Origin of the sequence: Paraburkholderia sp. Tr-20389, from assembly GCF_017104565.1 — a bacterium.
In the GTDB taxonomy this organism is placed as follows: domain Bacteria; phylum Pseudomonadota; class Gammaproteobacteria; order Burkholderiales; family Burkholderiaceae; genus Paraburkholderia.
Genome location: NZ_JAAGPD010000026.1, coordinates 109,850 through 125,812, shown reverse-complemented (window position 1 = coordinate 125,812; position 15,963 = coordinate 109,850). Strand labels below are relative to the sequence as shown.

The 15,963-nt window shown below is 62.9% G+C and carries 11 protein-coding genes; 5 read left to right on the top strand and 6 right to left on the bottom strand.

Annotated elements, in window-relative coordinates; genetic code table 11:
- Nucleotides 1-16 precede the first annotated feature (16 nt).
- From G3N95_RS23085 to G3N95_RS23070, 4 genes are all read right to left on the bottom strand, one after another.
- The gene (locus G3N95_RS23085) at nt 17-1,279 is read right to left on the bottom strand and encodes an AGE family epimerase/isomerase (protein ID WP_205972387.1); all 1,263 of its coding nucleotides are present in this window, start codon (nt 1,277-1,279) and stop codon (nt 17-19) included.
- Nucleotides 1,276-2,262, bottom strand: a complete 987-nt coding sequence (locus tag G3N95_RS23080) for a LacI family DNA-binding transcriptional regulator (RefSeq protein WP_205972386.1) — start codon at nt 2,260-2,262, stop codon at nt 1,276-1,278. Before G3N95_RS23080 ends, G3N95_RS23085 begins: the two co-directional genes overlap by 4 nt.
- Nucleotides 2,263-2,622: 360 nt before the next feature.
- Nucleotides 2,623-4,461: an EAL domain-containing protein gene (locus tag G3N95_RS23075; RefSeq protein ID WP_205972385.1), complete on the bottom strand. Its 1,839-nt coding sequence runs from the start codon at nt 4,459-4,461 to the stop codon at nt 2,623-2,625.
- 274 nt (nt 4,462-4,735) lie between these two features.
- On the bottom strand, nt 4,736-5,758 hold the full coding sequence (locus tag G3N95_RS23070) for a bile acid:sodium symporter family protein (protein WP_205972384.1): 1,023 nt from the start codon (nt 5,756-5,758) through the stop codon (nt 4,736-4,738).
- Nucleotides 5,759-6,317: 559 nt separating this feature from the next.
- Between G3N95_RS23070 and G3N95_RS23065 the strand changes: the two genes are divergently transcribed.
- The 4 genes from G3N95_RS23065 (at nt 6,318) to icmF (ending at nt 13,206) form a co-directional block, all read left to right on the top strand.
- The gene (locus G3N95_RS23065) at nt 6,318-6,938 is read left to right on the top strand and encodes a hypothetical protein (protein ID WP_205972383.1); all 621 of its coding nucleotides are present in this window, start codon (nt 6,318-6,320) and stop codon (nt 6,936-6,938) included.
- 542 nt (nt 6,939-7,480) lie between these two features.
- Nucleotides 7,481-8,584: a porin gene (locus G3N95_RS23060; RefSeq protein ID WP_205972382.1), complete on the top strand. Its 1,104-nt coding sequence runs from the start codon at nt 7,481-7,483 to the stop codon at nt 8,582-8,584.
- A 172-nt stretch (nt 8,585-8,756) separates the two neighbouring features.
- Nucleotides 8,757-9,695 carry a LysR family transcriptional regulator gene (locus G3N95_RS23055; protein WP_205972381.1) on the top strand — a complete coding sequence of 313 codons (939 nt, stop codon included), beginning with the start codon at nt 8,757-8,759 and terminating at the stop codon, nt 9,693-9,695.
- 127 nt (nt 9,696-9,822) lie between these two features.
- Complete coding sequence (gene icmF, locus G3N95_RS23050) at nt 9,823-13,206, top strand: fused isobutyryl-CoA mutase/GTPase IcmF (RefSeq protein ID WP_205972379.1); 3,384 nt, start codon at nt 9,823-9,825, stop codon at nt 13,204-13,206.
- A gap of 66 nt (nt 13,207-13,272) precedes the next feature.
- On the opposite strand, the gene G3N95_RS23045 is transcribed toward icmF, so the two are convergent.
- Entirely contained in the window at nt 13,273-14,232 is a 960-nt protein-coding gene (locus G3N95_RS23045) for a nitronate monooxygenase family protein (RefSeq protein WP_205972378.1), read from the bottom strand.
- 261 nt (nt 14,233-14,493) lie between these two features.
- On the opposite strand from G3N95_RS23045, the gene G3N95_RS23040 reads away from it, so the two are divergent.
- Nucleotides 14,494-15,384: an alpha/beta hydrolase gene (locus tag G3N95_RS23040; protein ID WP_205972377.1), complete on the top strand. Its 891-nt coding sequence runs from the start codon at nt 14,494-14,496 to the stop codon at nt 15,382-15,384.
- A 30-nt stretch (nt 15,385-15,414) separates the two neighbouring features.
- On the opposite strand, the gene G3N95_RS23035 is transcribed toward G3N95_RS23040, so the two are convergent.
- Entirely contained in the window at nt 15,415-15,900 is a 486-nt protein-coding gene (locus tag G3N95_RS23035; RefSeq protein ID WP_205972376.1) for an Lrp/AsnC family transcriptional regulator, read from the bottom strand.
- Between the last annotated feature and the right edge of the window lie 63 nt (nt 15,901-15,963).

Here is a 15,963-nt window from a genome sequence, read left to right as displayed (position 1 = left end):
TGCTCACCGTACGAGGTTATGCGGACGTGCTGGAAGTCTGCAACGCGTGGTGCAGCACTTCGTAGCATGCGCCCATCGTGTGATAGTCGGTCTTGCCGGCCGGGCTCTTTTCGTCGCTGTATTTGCGGTTGTCGCAAGTGAGTATGCGATACCACGCGCCATAACGATGGTCGACGAAATGCGTCCAGCTGTAGTGCCAGATTTCGTCGTACCAGTCCCAGAAGCGCTCGTTGCCCGTGCGTTTGCCGAGCAGCGCGGCCGTCGCGAAGGTTTCGGCCTGCACCCAGAAGTACTTGTCGTGATCGCAGACGGTGTGGTCGGGGCCGAAGCCGTAATAGAGGCCGCCGTGATCGTGATCCCAGGCGTGCGTCATCGCGGCGTCGAACAGTTCGATCGCACGCGGCAACAGCCACGGCAGTGGACGGTGACGTTCGAGAATCAGCAGCAGCTTCGCCCATTCCGTCTGATGGCCCGGCTGGAAACCCCATGGACGGAAGATGTTCGAGCTGTCTTCCTCGTTGTAGTGCCAGTCCACCGACCAGTCCGCGTGAAAGTGTTCCCACACGAGACTCTGCGACAGCTTCGCCTGACGCAGCGTGATGTTCGTCGCGACGCGTTCCGCACGGTCCAGATACACGAGGTGGCCCGTCGCTTCATACGCGGCGAGCAGCGCTTCCGTGGTGTGCATGTTCGCGTTCTGGCCGCGATACGAACTCACGCGCCAGTCGGCCGTGGCTTCGTCGGCGTACAGGCCGGCTGCGGGATCCCAGAAGCGGTGCTCCATCAGCTCGAAGGTCGCGGCGATCATCGGCTTCGCTTCTTCGATGCCCGCCATCGCTGCATGCGCATAGGCGAGCAGTACGAACGCGAGGCCGTAGCAGTGACGCGTCGCGTCGAGCGTGCGCCGGTGGCCGTCGCGCCAGTCGACCTCCCAGTCGTAGCCCTGATGATGCGGATCCCAGTGGCCGTCGCGCAGGAACTTCAGGCCGTGCTGCGCGTACTCCAGATGTTGCGGATCGCCGAACTGCCGGTAGGCCATCGCGTAGTTGAACACGTAGCGGCAACTGCTGACGAGGTGCCGTGTCGTGCGGTTGTAGATCGAGCCGTCGTCGCGGAAAAAGTGGAAGAAGCCGCCGCTCGGGTCGAACACGTTCGGCGCGTAAAAGCGCAGCGTGTCTTCGATGTGCGACAGCAGGAACGCGCCGTCGCGGAAGCTTGCGACAGACGGCGCCTGGTGGTTGGCGGTGTGGTTCGAAAGAGTCGTGTCGGGTTGTTTCATGGCGTGTTCACCGAGGTGCTGGCACGGACTACGAGTTGGACCGGGATACGGAGGTCGAGTGCGGACGGCGTGTCGTCGAGCAGCAGTTCGACCCCGCGCCGCCCGAGCGCTTCCTTGTCGACGGCGATCGTCGTGAGCGGCGGGCGGGCGTGAGCGGCGGCGGGAATGTCGTCGAAACCGACGATCGCGATGTCTTCGGGCACGCGCACACCGCGTGCGAGACACACGCGCAGCGCGGCGAGTGCGGCGAGGTCGTTGTACGCGAAGACGGCGTCGGGGCGCGGGCCGGGACGGTCAAGCAACTGTTCCATGGCGAGCGCGGCGCCGGCGTCCGGGTCGAGGCCCGCGTCGATCGTCACTTCCAGCGACGGATCGAACAGCAGCCCGGCCTCGAAGAACGCGCGCCGGTAGCCGAGCGCGCGCTGCGCGATGCTGTAGTGCGCGAGCGAGCCGCCGATGAACGCGATGCGCGTGCGCTTTTGCGCGAAAAGATGCTGCATCGCGAGCGCGGCGCCCGCCTGATTGTCGAGATTCACCGAACGCAGATTCGGCGCCCACAGGTCGATCAGCACCAGCGGGCGTTTCATCGCGGAGAGGGTGGCGAGCGTCTCGGGCTCGACAAAGCCGGCGATGGCGATCGCGTCGGGCGCGTGCAGACGCATCTGCTGCACCACGTCTTCCGTCGGGCCCGCCGTCAGCACGGACGGAACGATGCCGCGCTCGCGGCACGCGTCCTCGACGCCGTGCAGCACGTGAGAGAAGAACGGGCTCACGGCGAAGTTGTTGTGATGCCGATGCAGCAAAAACGTGAGCCGGCGAATGCGCGGACGCAACTGGGCGGAATCGTAGCCGAGCCGTCGGGCCGTTTCGACGACGCGCTCGCGCGTCGACTCCGACAAGCCGGGCTGATTCTTCAGCGCGCGTGAGACGGTGCCGATCGACACGCTGGCCGCGCGAGCGACGTCGCGGATCGTTGTAGCCATCGAAAAGGACGGCGGCGCAAGCAAGGCGCCGCAGCGGAGTTCAGGTTCGGGTGATTGTATAGTAAAACGCCATCGCGAAACCCTTGATCAAGGTCGTTAGATACGCGTAAATACCCGTAGATAGGCGCAATGGCATTAGATAAATTGTTTAGTAAAATTCACTAAACGGTGCAATGGTTTCATGAATCGGCCGGCTCGCAACCGCGCGCGAACGGGCGAACCTGAAGCGGAAATTGAGCCGGCAATGGCGGGCGCGCAGTCCGAACCTCGTTGCCAGGGTGACTGCGCGGCGTGACAGGGGAATGTCGTTGCGGCGTCGCGTGAAGCGCGAACGTGTGTTCGAACGGGGCGGGGCGTGGCTCAGTCGACGGTTGCCGTCGCGCGCCCTTGCAGCAACATCTGGCTTTCTTCGAACTCGACCATCACGAGACCGGACGCTTCGCTCTTCGCGCGGCGTTTCGCGAGCGCCGCCACCGACGCGATGTCCTCGCTGCTGTAGGTCGTGTCGTCGAGCTGCGGCTGCACCTGCACGCAGCCGATCGCCATCGTCACGAAGTCGAAGAATGTCGGATGGCCGCGCCGGTCCTCGCCGTGGATACCGCCCGCCAGCCGGTCGCCCGGCGCGTAGAAGCGCTGTGCGCCTTCGTTGAACGCGTGAATCGCGCGTTGTGCGCGCGCGTGCCAGTCCTCGCTCTGGAAAAGAACCAGGAAATCGTCGCCGCCGACGTGCCCGAGAAAATCGCGGGTCGGGTCGCACACATCCGCCAGCACGTGGGCGGCGAATTTCAGCACTTCGTCGCCTTGCCAGTAGCCGTACTGGTCGTTGAACGGCTTGAAGTGGTTCAGATCGACGTAGCACGCATAGAAGCCCGCGTCGTGACTGAGCAAACGCGTTATGTGCGAGCTGATGGGAATATTGCCCGGCAGGAAGGTGAGCGGATTCGCATAGCGGGCCGCTTCGATACGCACTTCCGTGACCGCGCGCACGAGGCTCTCGCCCGTGCCGAGACCCACGTACTGGCCCTGTTCGGTGATGACGAAGCCGTCCGCGAGATAGCGCTGGTCGTCGCTGGCGAGCAGCTTGGCCATGTCCTCGACTGTCATCGATTTCTCGATTACCACGGGCGATTCGTTCGCGAACAGCATGCAGGGCCGCTTGCCGAACAACTCACGATGATAGGGCAGCGCGTAACGATCCATGAACGCCCGGCGATTGATCAGCGCGACAGGCTCGTTCTCCTCGACAACGGCGACGGCATGCAGGTTCGGCAGCCGGTTGAAGAGTTCGAGCACGTCGTTGTTCGTCGCGTTGCGCGGCAGCGCGGGAGCGTGCACGACCATCTTCGCCGACGCCATGCCGCCCGACGGCGACGCGCTCACCGCGCGTGTCGCTTCCGGGAACACGGCGATGTGGCCGGAGCGCAGCGCTTCGCGCGCGTCGTCGGCGAGCTTGCGCGGCGGATGCGCGTTGGGCTTGCCGAAGAAATACCCCTGTCCGCAGGCGATGCCCATGTCGCGCACGACGATCAGATCCGCTTCGTTTTCGATCCCTTCGGCGACGAGGCGCGCGCCGCTCGCGGCCGCGAAATGCTGCATCGCCTTGACGGCTTCGAACTTGAGCGGGTCGCTGGCGATCTCGTGGATGAAAAAGCGGTCGATCTTCACGACGTCGGGCTGCAGGCGCACCCACAGGTTCATGCTGGCGTTCGCCGTGCCGTAATCGTCGAGCGCGAACTGCGCGCCCGCCATACGCAGCACGGAAATGGCGGGCAGAAAACTGGCGACGTCGGGGATCGCGCTCTGCTCCGTCAACTCGATCACGATGCGTTCCGCGTCGACGCCCATGTTGCGCAGCATCGTGAAGATGTCGTCGCGGTCGTCGGCGAGTTGGCGGATCGCCCCTGCGCTGAAATTCAGGAACAGCTTGCCCTCGCACTTGAGCCTGGCGAACGCCTCGATGCAGGTGTTTGCGGCCGCGCGCTCCAGCGCGATCACGCTGCCTTCGGCGGCCGCCTGCGCGAACAGCGCGTACGGCGTCTCCAGCGCGGTGCCGGCCGGTCCGCGAATCAGTCCTTCGTAACCGAGAATTGCGCCGTCTTCGAAATCGACGATCGGCTGAAAGACGGCGGACAGGTCACGCTGCGCAATCAGATCGACGATGCGCGGCACTGCAAGAAGGGAGGACGAGCGTTGAGACATGACACACGGCCGGAGCATTGGACCGTCGGCTTATCGGCAGGTAAACGCAAGAGTTGAATGAACTTTTGGTGACGCGCGGCACTGGCTTGGTGCAAAACGGAAACGTTTCCACCATGTGGGATGGCGCGTGCTGCGTGCGCTTGTCCTATGCCTTCGCGCCGAGGCGACAGCGCATCGTGGAGAGGCTGAAATAACAAAAAGCCGCCCGCAGGCGGCTTTCCACGACATGCACTCAGGGAGAGCGCTTATGAATTCCTTTTCATTCGAAGCAGGCCTAGCGGCGTGCAACAGCGGCCGTCGTGCCTTTTTGCGCCGCGCGCTTTTCTGCGCTGATGTCGCGTGCGCCCCAGCGTTGCGCGAGCGCGGCGCAGACCATCAGCTGGATCTGGTGGAACAGCATCAGCGGAAGCACGACGGCGCCCACCGCATGCGTCGCGAAGATCACCTTCGCCATCGGCACGCCGGCAGCGAGGCTTTTCTTCGAGCCGCAGAAGATGATCGTGATCTGATCGGCGCGGCTGAAGCCGAGGCGCTTGCTGACGAATATCGTCACCGCCAGCGCGAGCGCGAGCAGCACGCCGCACACCACCAGCAGGCCGCCCAGCGCGGCGAGCGGAATCTGATGCCACAGGCCTTCGTTCACGGCCTCGCTGAACGCGCCGTAGACCACCAGCAGGATCGAACCCTGGTCGACGAATTTCAGCACGGCGCGGTTACGCTCGATCCACCCACCGATCATCGGCCGCAGCAACTGCCCGGCAACGAACGGCACGAGCAGCTGCAGCACGATGTTCCATACCGTATGCCACGGCGAACCGCCGCTGGCGGCCTGGTTCGTGACGATCACGCTGACGAGGGCGGGCGTGATGAATATGCCGAGCAGACTCGACGCGGACGCGCTGCATACTGCAGCGGGCACGTTGCCCTTCGCAATCGACGTGAACGCGATCGACGACTGAACCGTCGACGGCAGCGTGCAGAGGAACAGGATGCCGGCGTAGAGCGCAGGCGTGACGAGGGGCGAAAGAAGCGGTTTGAGTACGAGCCCGAGTACAGGAAAGAGCGCGAACGTGCTTAGCAGCACGACGAGATGCAGCCGCCAGTGCGTCGCCCCGGCGATGATCGCCTCGCGCGAGAGCTTGGCGCCGTGCAGGAAGAACAGCAGCCCGACGGCGATGTCCGTGACCCAGTTGAACGCCTGCGCCGCCTGCCCATGCACCGGCAGCAGGCTGGCGAAAATCACCGTGCCGATCAGGCACAGCGTGAAATTGTCGGGCAGGAGTTTCGGACGGGCCATCTCTTAATTCTCGGTGCGGGTGACGCGATTGCCTTGTCGCCGCCGGTCGGCGTACGCCAAACGACTATTGTCGGCGGAAAGCGATTGAAAAAGCAAATTCATTTACCGAATTGATTAATTACGTAAACGCATTAAAGAGGCGGCTGCGTCCGCGTTCCGTATGGTTGCATCCACATCCAGAACGGCGCTGCGGCGATCTTCCAAACGGACGTTTCAAGTATCGACGAAGTGCTCGAATGGCGCCTGCGGAGCCCGCATTTTTTGCGTCACTGTTCATACGAATTCAGGTGTTCGAAGCACCTTGTTTTCAGCGCTTTTTCGTCTCGTCCCGCAAGAGCTTTGTGGCGAAAAAACGTCGCAGTAACAATGCGTTACAAGAGTGCCGCAGACCTAACATATTTTGGCTCGACACCCTTGGGGGCCGCCAATAAATTACTGTTCGAAGGCCGATGGGGCTACGCACGAGGCAAGAATTTCCACGCACTCGCGCCAGCCCCGAAACCAGCCCAGCCGCAGCTCGAACGGCGGGCTCTCAGGCGGGTCATCGGGCAGGTGAAACATGGTGCTTGTAGGGCTGTCGAGGATCAAATGGTGGATGGCGGGCGCGCTGGTCGTTGCGCTGACGTCGCTCGCCTATGCGAAACCGTCGTTTGTTCAGCATGACGGGCATGGTCTATTCGGCGGCCACACAGGTTTTCAGAGTTCGTCGTTTGGCGGCCCCGTGCACGGTAATGCGGTGCCGCGCGCGAACATTTCACGCGATATGCCGCGCGGCATTCCGATGCCGGGCCATGCCGGCCGATATGCCCGAAACGACACGTCGCACGCACGCGGCAATAATGCGTCCGGTCGGGCAGGCCTGAACGATACGGTCGCGGGCCGCGCGTGGGGCGGCAATGCGTCGAGCTACGGCGCGCAGCGCATGATGGTTCCGTCAGACGTTTACCGGAACCGTCCGGCGGCGCAGTACGTCGGTACGCAATACGCGGGCGCGATCACGCCCGTCAGCACCGATTCGCACAACGCGCCGCGACCGCCGTCGAATGCGCAGTCGGCGCACGTCGGGTCGATCCGCGACGACGTCACGCGTTACAACGAAGAGCGGGGCGCCTCGCGCCAGATACCGCGTCCGCCGGGAGACTCGTCGCGCGTCCCGTCTTCGTCACCTTACCGCAACTGATTCTTTTCTCCGCCCTGCGCACTGTCGCTGGAAGCCGGCTCCAGCCTTATGCCATCCGTCTCACGATGAGGCCGGATCGGTCTTCTCTCAAATCCTCCTAACTAGTCTCATCTGTCTCTGCACGGTCCGACAAAATTCGGCCGGTTGTTCTGACGTAAGCACGCCACACTTTTTTGAAATCGCTCGTCAGCGCGCGGTCTTTTGTCATCAAATCCCCTCTTTGTTGCGGCGGTGCGTCAATTCTCACTTGATGCACGTCACAGCATATGCCGTGCTGTAGAATCCGCGCCCTTCAAGGCACATGTGCGATTTTGCGGCGGTGCGGAAACAAGGTGCGCCGGCAACCAGTATCAGGCCGAAAGTTCACCAAACTATTCAGTCCCATATACCCGCAATAAGCACAGATATTTTTGTCCATAAAAATGGTCCGCAAAGATTTGTCCCAGCCCCGATTGGCTCGACGGTCAGATGGATAACAAGCACGGATCCGGCGAGCGCCCCGCCGCACAGCCACACCCTTTTTGACAAAGACAGGAGAACCCATGAATACCACCGTCAGCCGTGCGCTGAGAACAAGCCGTAAGGCGAGCCCGAAAGCGAGCCTCAAGGCGACCGTCATCGGCGCCTTGCTGGCCATTGCATCGACGTCGTCATTCGCGCAGTCGAGCGTGCAGCTTTATGGTCAGGTCGACGAATGGGTCGGCGTAACGAAGTTCCCGGGCAGCCAGGCGGCCTGGAACGTATCGGGCGGCGGTATGTCGACGTCGTACTGGGGCATGAAGGGCGCGGAAGATCTGGGCAACGGCTACAAGGCGATCTTCACGCTGGAAAGTTTCTTCCGTGCGCAGAACGGCAAATATGGCCGCTTCGACGGCGACACGTTCTTCGGCCGTAACGCGTACGTCGGTATCGAATCGCCGTACGGCACCGTGACGGCGGGCCGTCTGACGACGCAACTGTTCGTGTCGACGATCCTGTTCAATCCGTTCATCGACTCGTACGTGTTCTCGCCGATGGTCTATCACGTGTTCCTCGGACTGGGCACGTTCCCGACCTACACGACGGACATGGGCGTGGTCGGCGACTCGGGCTGGAACAACGCGGTCCAGTATTCGACGCCTGACTTCAGCGGCCTGTCGGGCAGCGCGATGTACGCACTCGGCAATTCCGCCGACCACAACGGCTCGAAGAAATACAGTGCGCAGTTCCTGTACTTCCACGGTCCGTTCGCGGCGACGGGCGTGTTCCAGTACGTGAACTTCAACAACTCGCCGACCGATCTCGGTTCGCTGGTTGCGGGTCTGAAGAGCCAGTCGGTGGGCCAGGTGGGCGTGTCGTACGACCTCAAGTACGTCAAGTTCTACGGCCAGTACATGTACACGAAGAACGACCAGGACCTCTCCAGCTGGCACGTGAACACGGCCCAGGGCGGCGTCTCGGTGCCGCTCGGCACGGGCACCGTGATGGCGTCGTACGCCTATTCGCGCGACTCGGGCGGTCTGGACCAGATGCATCAGTCGGCGGCGATCGGCTACGACTATCCGCTGTCCAAGCGTACCGATATCTACGCCGCCTACCTGTACGACAAGTACACGAGCCTCGCGTCAGGTTATACGGCCGGCGTCGGCCTGCGCGCGAAGTTCTGATCGCGGCGTCACTCCGGCGGCGGCGTCTGCACGGCGCCCTGCAAAGCCCTGCATTCCTCACCGAACGCAGGGCTTTTTTCTTTCCGATGTTCCCATGCTCCTCACATTGACGACCGCTCCTTGATAAAGTCGCGAAAATCTGTCCGATTCATTCCTATCACGAGCGACCGCAATGGATACCCTCGTCAGCATGAAAGTGTTTCGCCACGTGGTCGAGGTCGGCAGCTTTGTCGGCGCGGCGGAGAAGATGGACATGTCGGCGGCGATGGCGAGCAAGCACGTGATGCATCTCGAGCAGCAGCTCGGCGCGCGGCTGTTGAATCGCACCACGCGCCGCGTTGCGCCGACCGAGGCGGGTCGCGAATACTACGAGCGTTTGAGCCAGGTGCTGAGCGAGCTCGACGAAGCGGAACAGGCGGTAGGCGCCGCGAGCGTCGTGCCGCAAGGAAGGCTGCGCGTGTCGTCTTTATCGGCGTTCGGGTTACGCCATGTGATGAGCGCCGTCGCCGATTACGCGACGCAGCATCCGCAAGTCACCGTCGATATCACGCTGTCGGACCGCGTCGTCGAACTGATCGACGAAGGCTTCGATGTCGCGATACGCGCGTCGCCGTCGGGGCTCAAGTCGTCGTCGCTGATCGCGCGGCAAGTTGCGACTGCGCATCTGGTGCTATGCGCATCGCCTGAATATATCGAGCGGCATGGCGCGCCGAAAACTGCCGCCGATCTGACCCGCCACAACATCATCCAATACGCGGGCGTGTCGGCGCTCGAACTCGTGGCGGGCGCGAATGCCGAGAGCGGGCGCGTCAAGCTGTCGGGCAATCTGATCGTCAATCATCTGGAAGCGCAGCGCGTCGTCGTGTTGCAGGGCGCGGCACTCGCGCTGCTCGGCACCGAAGTGATCGGCGACGATCTCGCCGCCGGCCGCCTCGTTCCGCTGCTGGTCGACGAACTGCCGCCGCGCGAGCTGCCGATTCACGTCGTCTATGCGAGCCGCCGGCATCTGTCGGCGAAGGTGCGCTCGTTCGTCGATTTCATCGCGGATCGTTTTTCGAGCGAGACGCTCTGGCCGACGCTCGAGCAGATCAAGGCGCTCGCGCTGCGCTGATACGCGCCAGGTCTGTCGATTCACGTCTGGTGAACGGCGCACGGACGATCGGGTCGTATCGTTATACTGCTTGCAGTACCCGCGAAGCACGAGACGAACGAAACTGACGATTCGATCCGGGGGAGACATGACTGATCTTTCCACGCCGCAGCGCATCGGCGACGACGCGCACGCTTCCCGATCTTCCGTGCCGCGCGCGCCGGGCGAGCAGTCGTCGCGGCGTTTGCGTTTCGTCACGGCTGCCGCGCTGTTCGACGGCCACGACGCGTCGATCAACATCATGCGGCGCATCCTGCAGGCGAGCGGCGTCGAGGTGATCCATCTCGGGCACAACCGCTCGGTCGAAGAAGTGGCGACGGCCGCGTTGCAGGAAGATGCGGACGGCATCGCGGTGTCGAGCTATCAGGGCGGACACATCGAGTACTTCCGGTATCTGGTCGATCTGTTGCGCGAGCGCGGCGGCGAAGGCATCAAGGTGTTCGGCGGCGGCGGCGGCGTGATCGTGCCCGAGGAGATCGCGGCGTTGCAGCAGTACGGCGTCGAGCGCATCTATTCGCCGCACGACGGGCAGCGGCTCGGGCTGCAAGGGATGATCGACGACATGATCGCGCGCTGCCGCAACACAGTGCGATCGGAGATGCAGCCGTCGCAACAGATTCGTGAGCTAAAGGACGCATTACGCCGCGATACGGATGGCGCCACGCGTCTCGTGGCATTTCGCAAGCTCGCGCAATTGATCACGTCGCTTGAAACGGGCGACCTGGACGCCGCCATTCGCGCGGAACTCAACGCACACGCACAGCAAACGAAACAGGCGAGCGTGCCCGTACTGGGCATCACAGGAACGGGCGGTGCAGGCAAGTCGTCGCTGACGGACGAGCTGATCCGGCGTTTTCGCCTCGACTATGGCGACACGTTGACGATCGCCGTGATCGCAATCGATCCGTCACGCCGCAAGTCGGGCGGCGCGCTGCTCGGCGACCGCATCCGCATGAACGCGATCGGTGACTGGGGCGATGGCGCGCGGGTGTTCATGCGCTCGCTGGCGACGCGCGACGCATCGAGCGAAATTTCCGATGCGCTGCCCGACACGATCGACGCCTGCAAGATGGCGGGTTTCGATCTGATCGTGGTCGAGACGTCGGGCATCGGTCAGGGCGACGCGGCCATCGTGCCGCATGCCGACAAGTCGCTGTACGTGATGACGCCCGAGTTCGGCGCCGCAAGCCAGCTCGAAAAAATCGACATGCTCGACTTCGCGGATGTCGTCGCAATCAATAAGTTCGACCGCAAGGGTGCCGCCGACGCGCTGCGTGACGTCGCGAAACAGGTGCAGCGTAACCAGCAAAAGTTCACCGCCAGGATAGATGAAATGCCTGTGTTCGGTACGATTGCGTCGCGATTCAACGACGACGGCGTAACTGCTGTGTACCAACACATCGCCGCGGCGCTGCGCGATCACGGCCTGCGCGAAAGCGACCGACGCTTGCCGAAGCTGGAAGGTTTGCGGCACTCGACGGGCCGCAACGCCATCGTGCCGCCTGCGCGCGTGCGTTATCTGTCGGATGTCGCGCTGACGGTGCGCGCGTATCGCGAACGCGCCGAAACTCAGTCGCAACTCGCGCGCGAGCGCTGGCAACTCGGTGAAGCGCGTCGCATGTTGAACGACGCGAACGGCAGCGTGCCGGATATATCCGCATTCGACTCGCTGATCGATGCGCGCACGTCGCAATTGGGCGAGCGCGAAAAGGCGCTGCTGGAGGCGTGGCCGAAGACGGTTGCCGCGTATTCCAGCGACGAACATGTCGTGAAGATTCGCGACAGAGAAATCCGCACCGCACTCACTGTCGAAACGCTGTCGGGTTCGAAGATCCGCAAAGTCGCGTTACCGGCGTACAAGGATCCCGGCGAAATACTGCGCTGGCTGATGCTCGACAATCTGCCTGGCTATTTCCCGTTCACTGCGGGCGTGTTTCCGTTCCGCCGCGAGAACGAAGACCCGACGCGCATGTTCGCGGGCGAGGGCGATCCGTTTCGCACCAACCGGCGTTTCAAGTTGTTGTCCGAGGGCATGCCTGCAAAGCGTCTGTCGACGGCGTTCGATTCCGTCACGCTCTACGGCGAAGAGCCGCACGAGCGGCCCGATATCTACGGCAAGGTCGGCAACTCGGGTGTGTCGGTGGCGACACTCGACGACATGAAGACGCTTTACGACGGCTTCGACCTGTGTGCGCCGGAGACGTCGGTGTCGATGACGATCAATGGTCCCGCGCCAACCATACTCGCGATGTTCTTCAATGTCGCGATCGATCAGCAGATCGCGCTCGCGCATGCGAAAGCGCAGCAGCAAGAACGCGAGCCTTCGCAAGACGAACTCGATGCCGCGCGCCGTTTCGCGCTCGAAAACGTCCGCGGCACGGTGCAGGCCGACATCCTCAAGGAAGATCAAGGCCAGAACACCTGCATCTTCTCGACGGAGTTCAGCCTGAAGGTGATGGGCGACATTCAGGCGTATTTCGTCGAACACGGCGTGCGCAATTTCTATTCGGTGTCGATTTCCGGCTATCACATCGCCGAGGCGGGTGCGAACCCGATCTCGCAGCTCGCGTACACGCTCGCGAACGGCTTCACGTACGTCGAAGCGTATCTCGCGCGCGGCATGGACATCGACGACTTCGCGCCGAATCTGTCGTTCTTCTTTTCGAACGGCATGGATCCGGAATACACGGTGCTCGGCCGTGTCGCGCGGCGCATCTGGGCGGTCGCGATGCGCGATCGATACGGCGCGAACGAGCGCAGCCAGAAACTGAAGTATCACGTGCAGACATCGGGCCGCAGCCTGCACGCGCAAGAGATCGATTTCAACGATATCCGCACGACGCTGCAGGCGCTGATCGCGATCTACGACAACTGCAATTCGCTGCACACGAACGCGTTCGACGAAGCGATCACCACGCCGACGGAAGACTCCGTGCGCCGTGCGGTCGCGATCCAGCTGATCATCAATCGCGAATGGGGGCTCGCCAAGAACCAGAATCCGAATCAGGGCAGCTTCGTCATCGACGAACTGACCGATCTCGTCGAAGCCGCCGTGCTGGCCGAGTTCGACCGGCTGACGGAGCGCGGCGGCGTGCTCGGCGCGATGGAGACGGGCTATCAGCGCGGCCGGATCCAGGACGAGTCGATGTTGTACGAGCATCGCAAGCATGATGGCTCGTATCCGATCGTCGGCGTGAATACGTTCCTCGGTGCGCATGCGCACGATGCGCCGCCGCCGATCGCGTTGGCGCGTTCTACGGAAGACGAGAAGCAGGGACAGCTCGCGCGCTTGCGCACGTTCCAGTCGCGCAATGAAAGCGACACGCCCGCCACGCTCGAACGTCTGAAACGTGCAGTCATCGACGATCAAAACGTGTTCGCCGTGCTGATGGATGCGGTGCGTGTCTGTTCGCTCGGACAGATCACGCATGCTCTGTTCGAGGTGGGTGGCCAGTACCGACGCAACATGTGATGTGCCGCTGCCAAACAAAAAGGCCGCGTCGAACACACGCGGCCTTTTCATGGATTCATTGAAAGGTCAGCGGCCGATCCCCAACCGCGCCTTCGCCGTCTCATACTCGTCTTTCAGTCGCGCGACGAGTTCGGCGACGCTCGGCACATCGTGCATCAGGCCGACGCCCTGGCCCGCGCCCCAGATATCTTTCCACGCCTTCGCCTTGTCGCTGCCGAAGTTCATCTTCGTCTTGTCCGACTCGGGCAGCGCATCGGGATCGAGGCCCGCGTTCACGATGCTCTCGCGGATGTAATTGCCGTGCACACCCGTGAAGAGGTTCGTGTAGATGATGTCGGCGGAATTCGAGGTGATGATCGCCTGCTTGTAGTCCTCGACGGCGTGCGCTTCTTTCGTCGCGATGAAGCGCGTGCCCATGTACGCGAGATCGGCGCCCATCGCCTGCGCGGCGAGAATCGAGCCGCCGTTCGCGATCGAACCCGACAGCACGATCGGGCCGTCGAACATTCGCCGCACCTCGCCGACCAGCGCGAACGGCGACGTCGTGCCCGCGTGACCGCCTGCGCCCGCCGCGACGAGAATCAGGCCGTCGACGCCGGCATCCAGCGCCTTTTGCGCGTGACGCAGATTGATCACATCATGCAGCACGATGCCGCCATAGCTGTGCACGGCATCGACGATTTCCTTCGCGGGCGCACGCAGGCTCGTGATGAATATCGGCACTTTGTGCTCGACGCATACGCGGATATCGTGTTCGAGGCGCGCATTCGACTGATGCACGATCTGGTTCACCGCAATCGGCCCGATGACGGCGTCAGGGTTCGCCGCCTTGTGCTCGGCCAGCGATGCCTGAATCTGCGTCAGCCATTCGTCGAGCAGTTCGGCGGGACGCGCGTTGAGCGCCGGAAACGAGCCGACGATCCCCGCCTTGCACTGCGCGAGCACGAGTTCCGGATAGCTGACGATGAACATCGGCGAAGCGACGACGGGTAAGCTGAGGTGCTGCAGGACGGCGGGCAATGCCATGATGCGAGTCTCCTGATCGACGTGCCGGTGCATCCGATGCCCGGCGATATGAGTGTAGCGGCTGCAATTCCCGGTTTTTCGGTCCAAACAGTCGGCGCAAATTAAGAACGATCGTTCGATTATAGGCGAGTCTCGGATGTGATACCTGCGGATTGCCGTTCGAAGGAGAGTTCAGGTTCTACGAAAGCGTGGGCTATCCCACTCGTAGCGACATGCCGGCCTTCTACAATGCCCAGACTTACAACGAGAACGAGACCTGACATGCCCTTCGCAGACTTCACTCCGTTTCGGGTCACAGCCGGCGACGTCGATATCTTTGGAGTCAAGGGCGGAGCGGGGCCGCCTTTGTTGCTGCTGCACGGTCACCCACAGAGCCATCTGATCTGGCATCGATGCGCGTCGCAGCTCGCCGAGCATTTCACCGTGATCGCGACGGACCTGCGCGGCTATGGCGCGTCGGCGAAACCGCCGAGCGATGAGACGCACGCACCGTATTCGAAACGCGCGATGGCCGCCGATCAGGTCGCCGTGATGCGCCACTTCGGCTATGAGCGCTTTCTCGTCTGCGCGCACGACCGCGGCGCGCGCGTCGCGCACCGGATGGCGCTCGATTTCGCCGATTCCGTTGAACGTCTGATGCTGCTCGACATCGCGCCGACGCTCGCGATGTACGAAGCCACCGACCGTGCCTTCGCGACGGCGTATTTCCACTGGTTCCTTCTGATCCAGCCCGAGCCGCTGCCGGAGACGCTGATCGAAGGCAATCCCGATGTCTACGTCGACCGCGTGATGGGCAGCCGTCACGCGGGGCTCGCGCCGTTCGCACCCGAGGTGCTCGCCGAGTACCGCAACGCGTTGCGGCAGCCGGGCGCCGTGCATGCGATGTGCGAGGACTACCGTGCGTCGGCGACCATCGACCTCGAGCATGATCGGGCGGATATCGAGCGCGGTCACAAGATCGCGTGTCCGCTGCGCGTGCTGTGGGGCGCGGAAGGCGTGATCGAGAAGTGCTTCGAGCCGATCGCCGAATGGCGCAAGGTCGCGCGCGATGTCAGCGGACGCTCGCTGGCGTGCGGTCATTACATCCCAGAAGAAGCGCCCGCCGAACTGGTCGCGGAAATGCTGTCGTTCTTCGAAGCCGTCGAGCTTTGATTTCGTTCTGCGCCCGCGCCACCCTCCGGATCAGGCGAGCGGCGGCAGGCGCCGCGGCACCGGCGTCGACTTGACGATGGCCGTGCTCGTTTCCGCACGCTCGGTCACTTTCGACAGGATCTCGTCGAGCTGATCGATCGAGCGCAGATACAGGCGGCAAATGAAACAGTCGTCGCCCGTCACCTTGTCGCATTCGACGAACTCTGGAATCCGCCGTATCACCTCTTCCACCAGATGCAGCTGCCCCGGCAGCGGCTTTACGCGCACGATTGCCTGCAGCGTGTAGCCGAGCGCACGCGGATCGAGTTGCACGGTGAAGCGTTCGATCACGCCTTGCGTGTCGAGGCGCCGCAAGCGGTCCGCCGTCGCGGGCGCCGACAGGCCGACATTGCGCGCGAGTTCGCTGACGGGCTGGCGCGCGTCGTCGGCGAGGCTCGCGAGCAGCATGCGGTCGGTGTCGTCGAGCGTTGTCGGCGCGGGTACCTGCTTAGGAGTGGGAGTAAGGTTTCTGGCCATGTTGACCTTCACATTCAAGGTGAAATCAGTAGATCGCCTCATTTTAGATATGTATCGTTCACA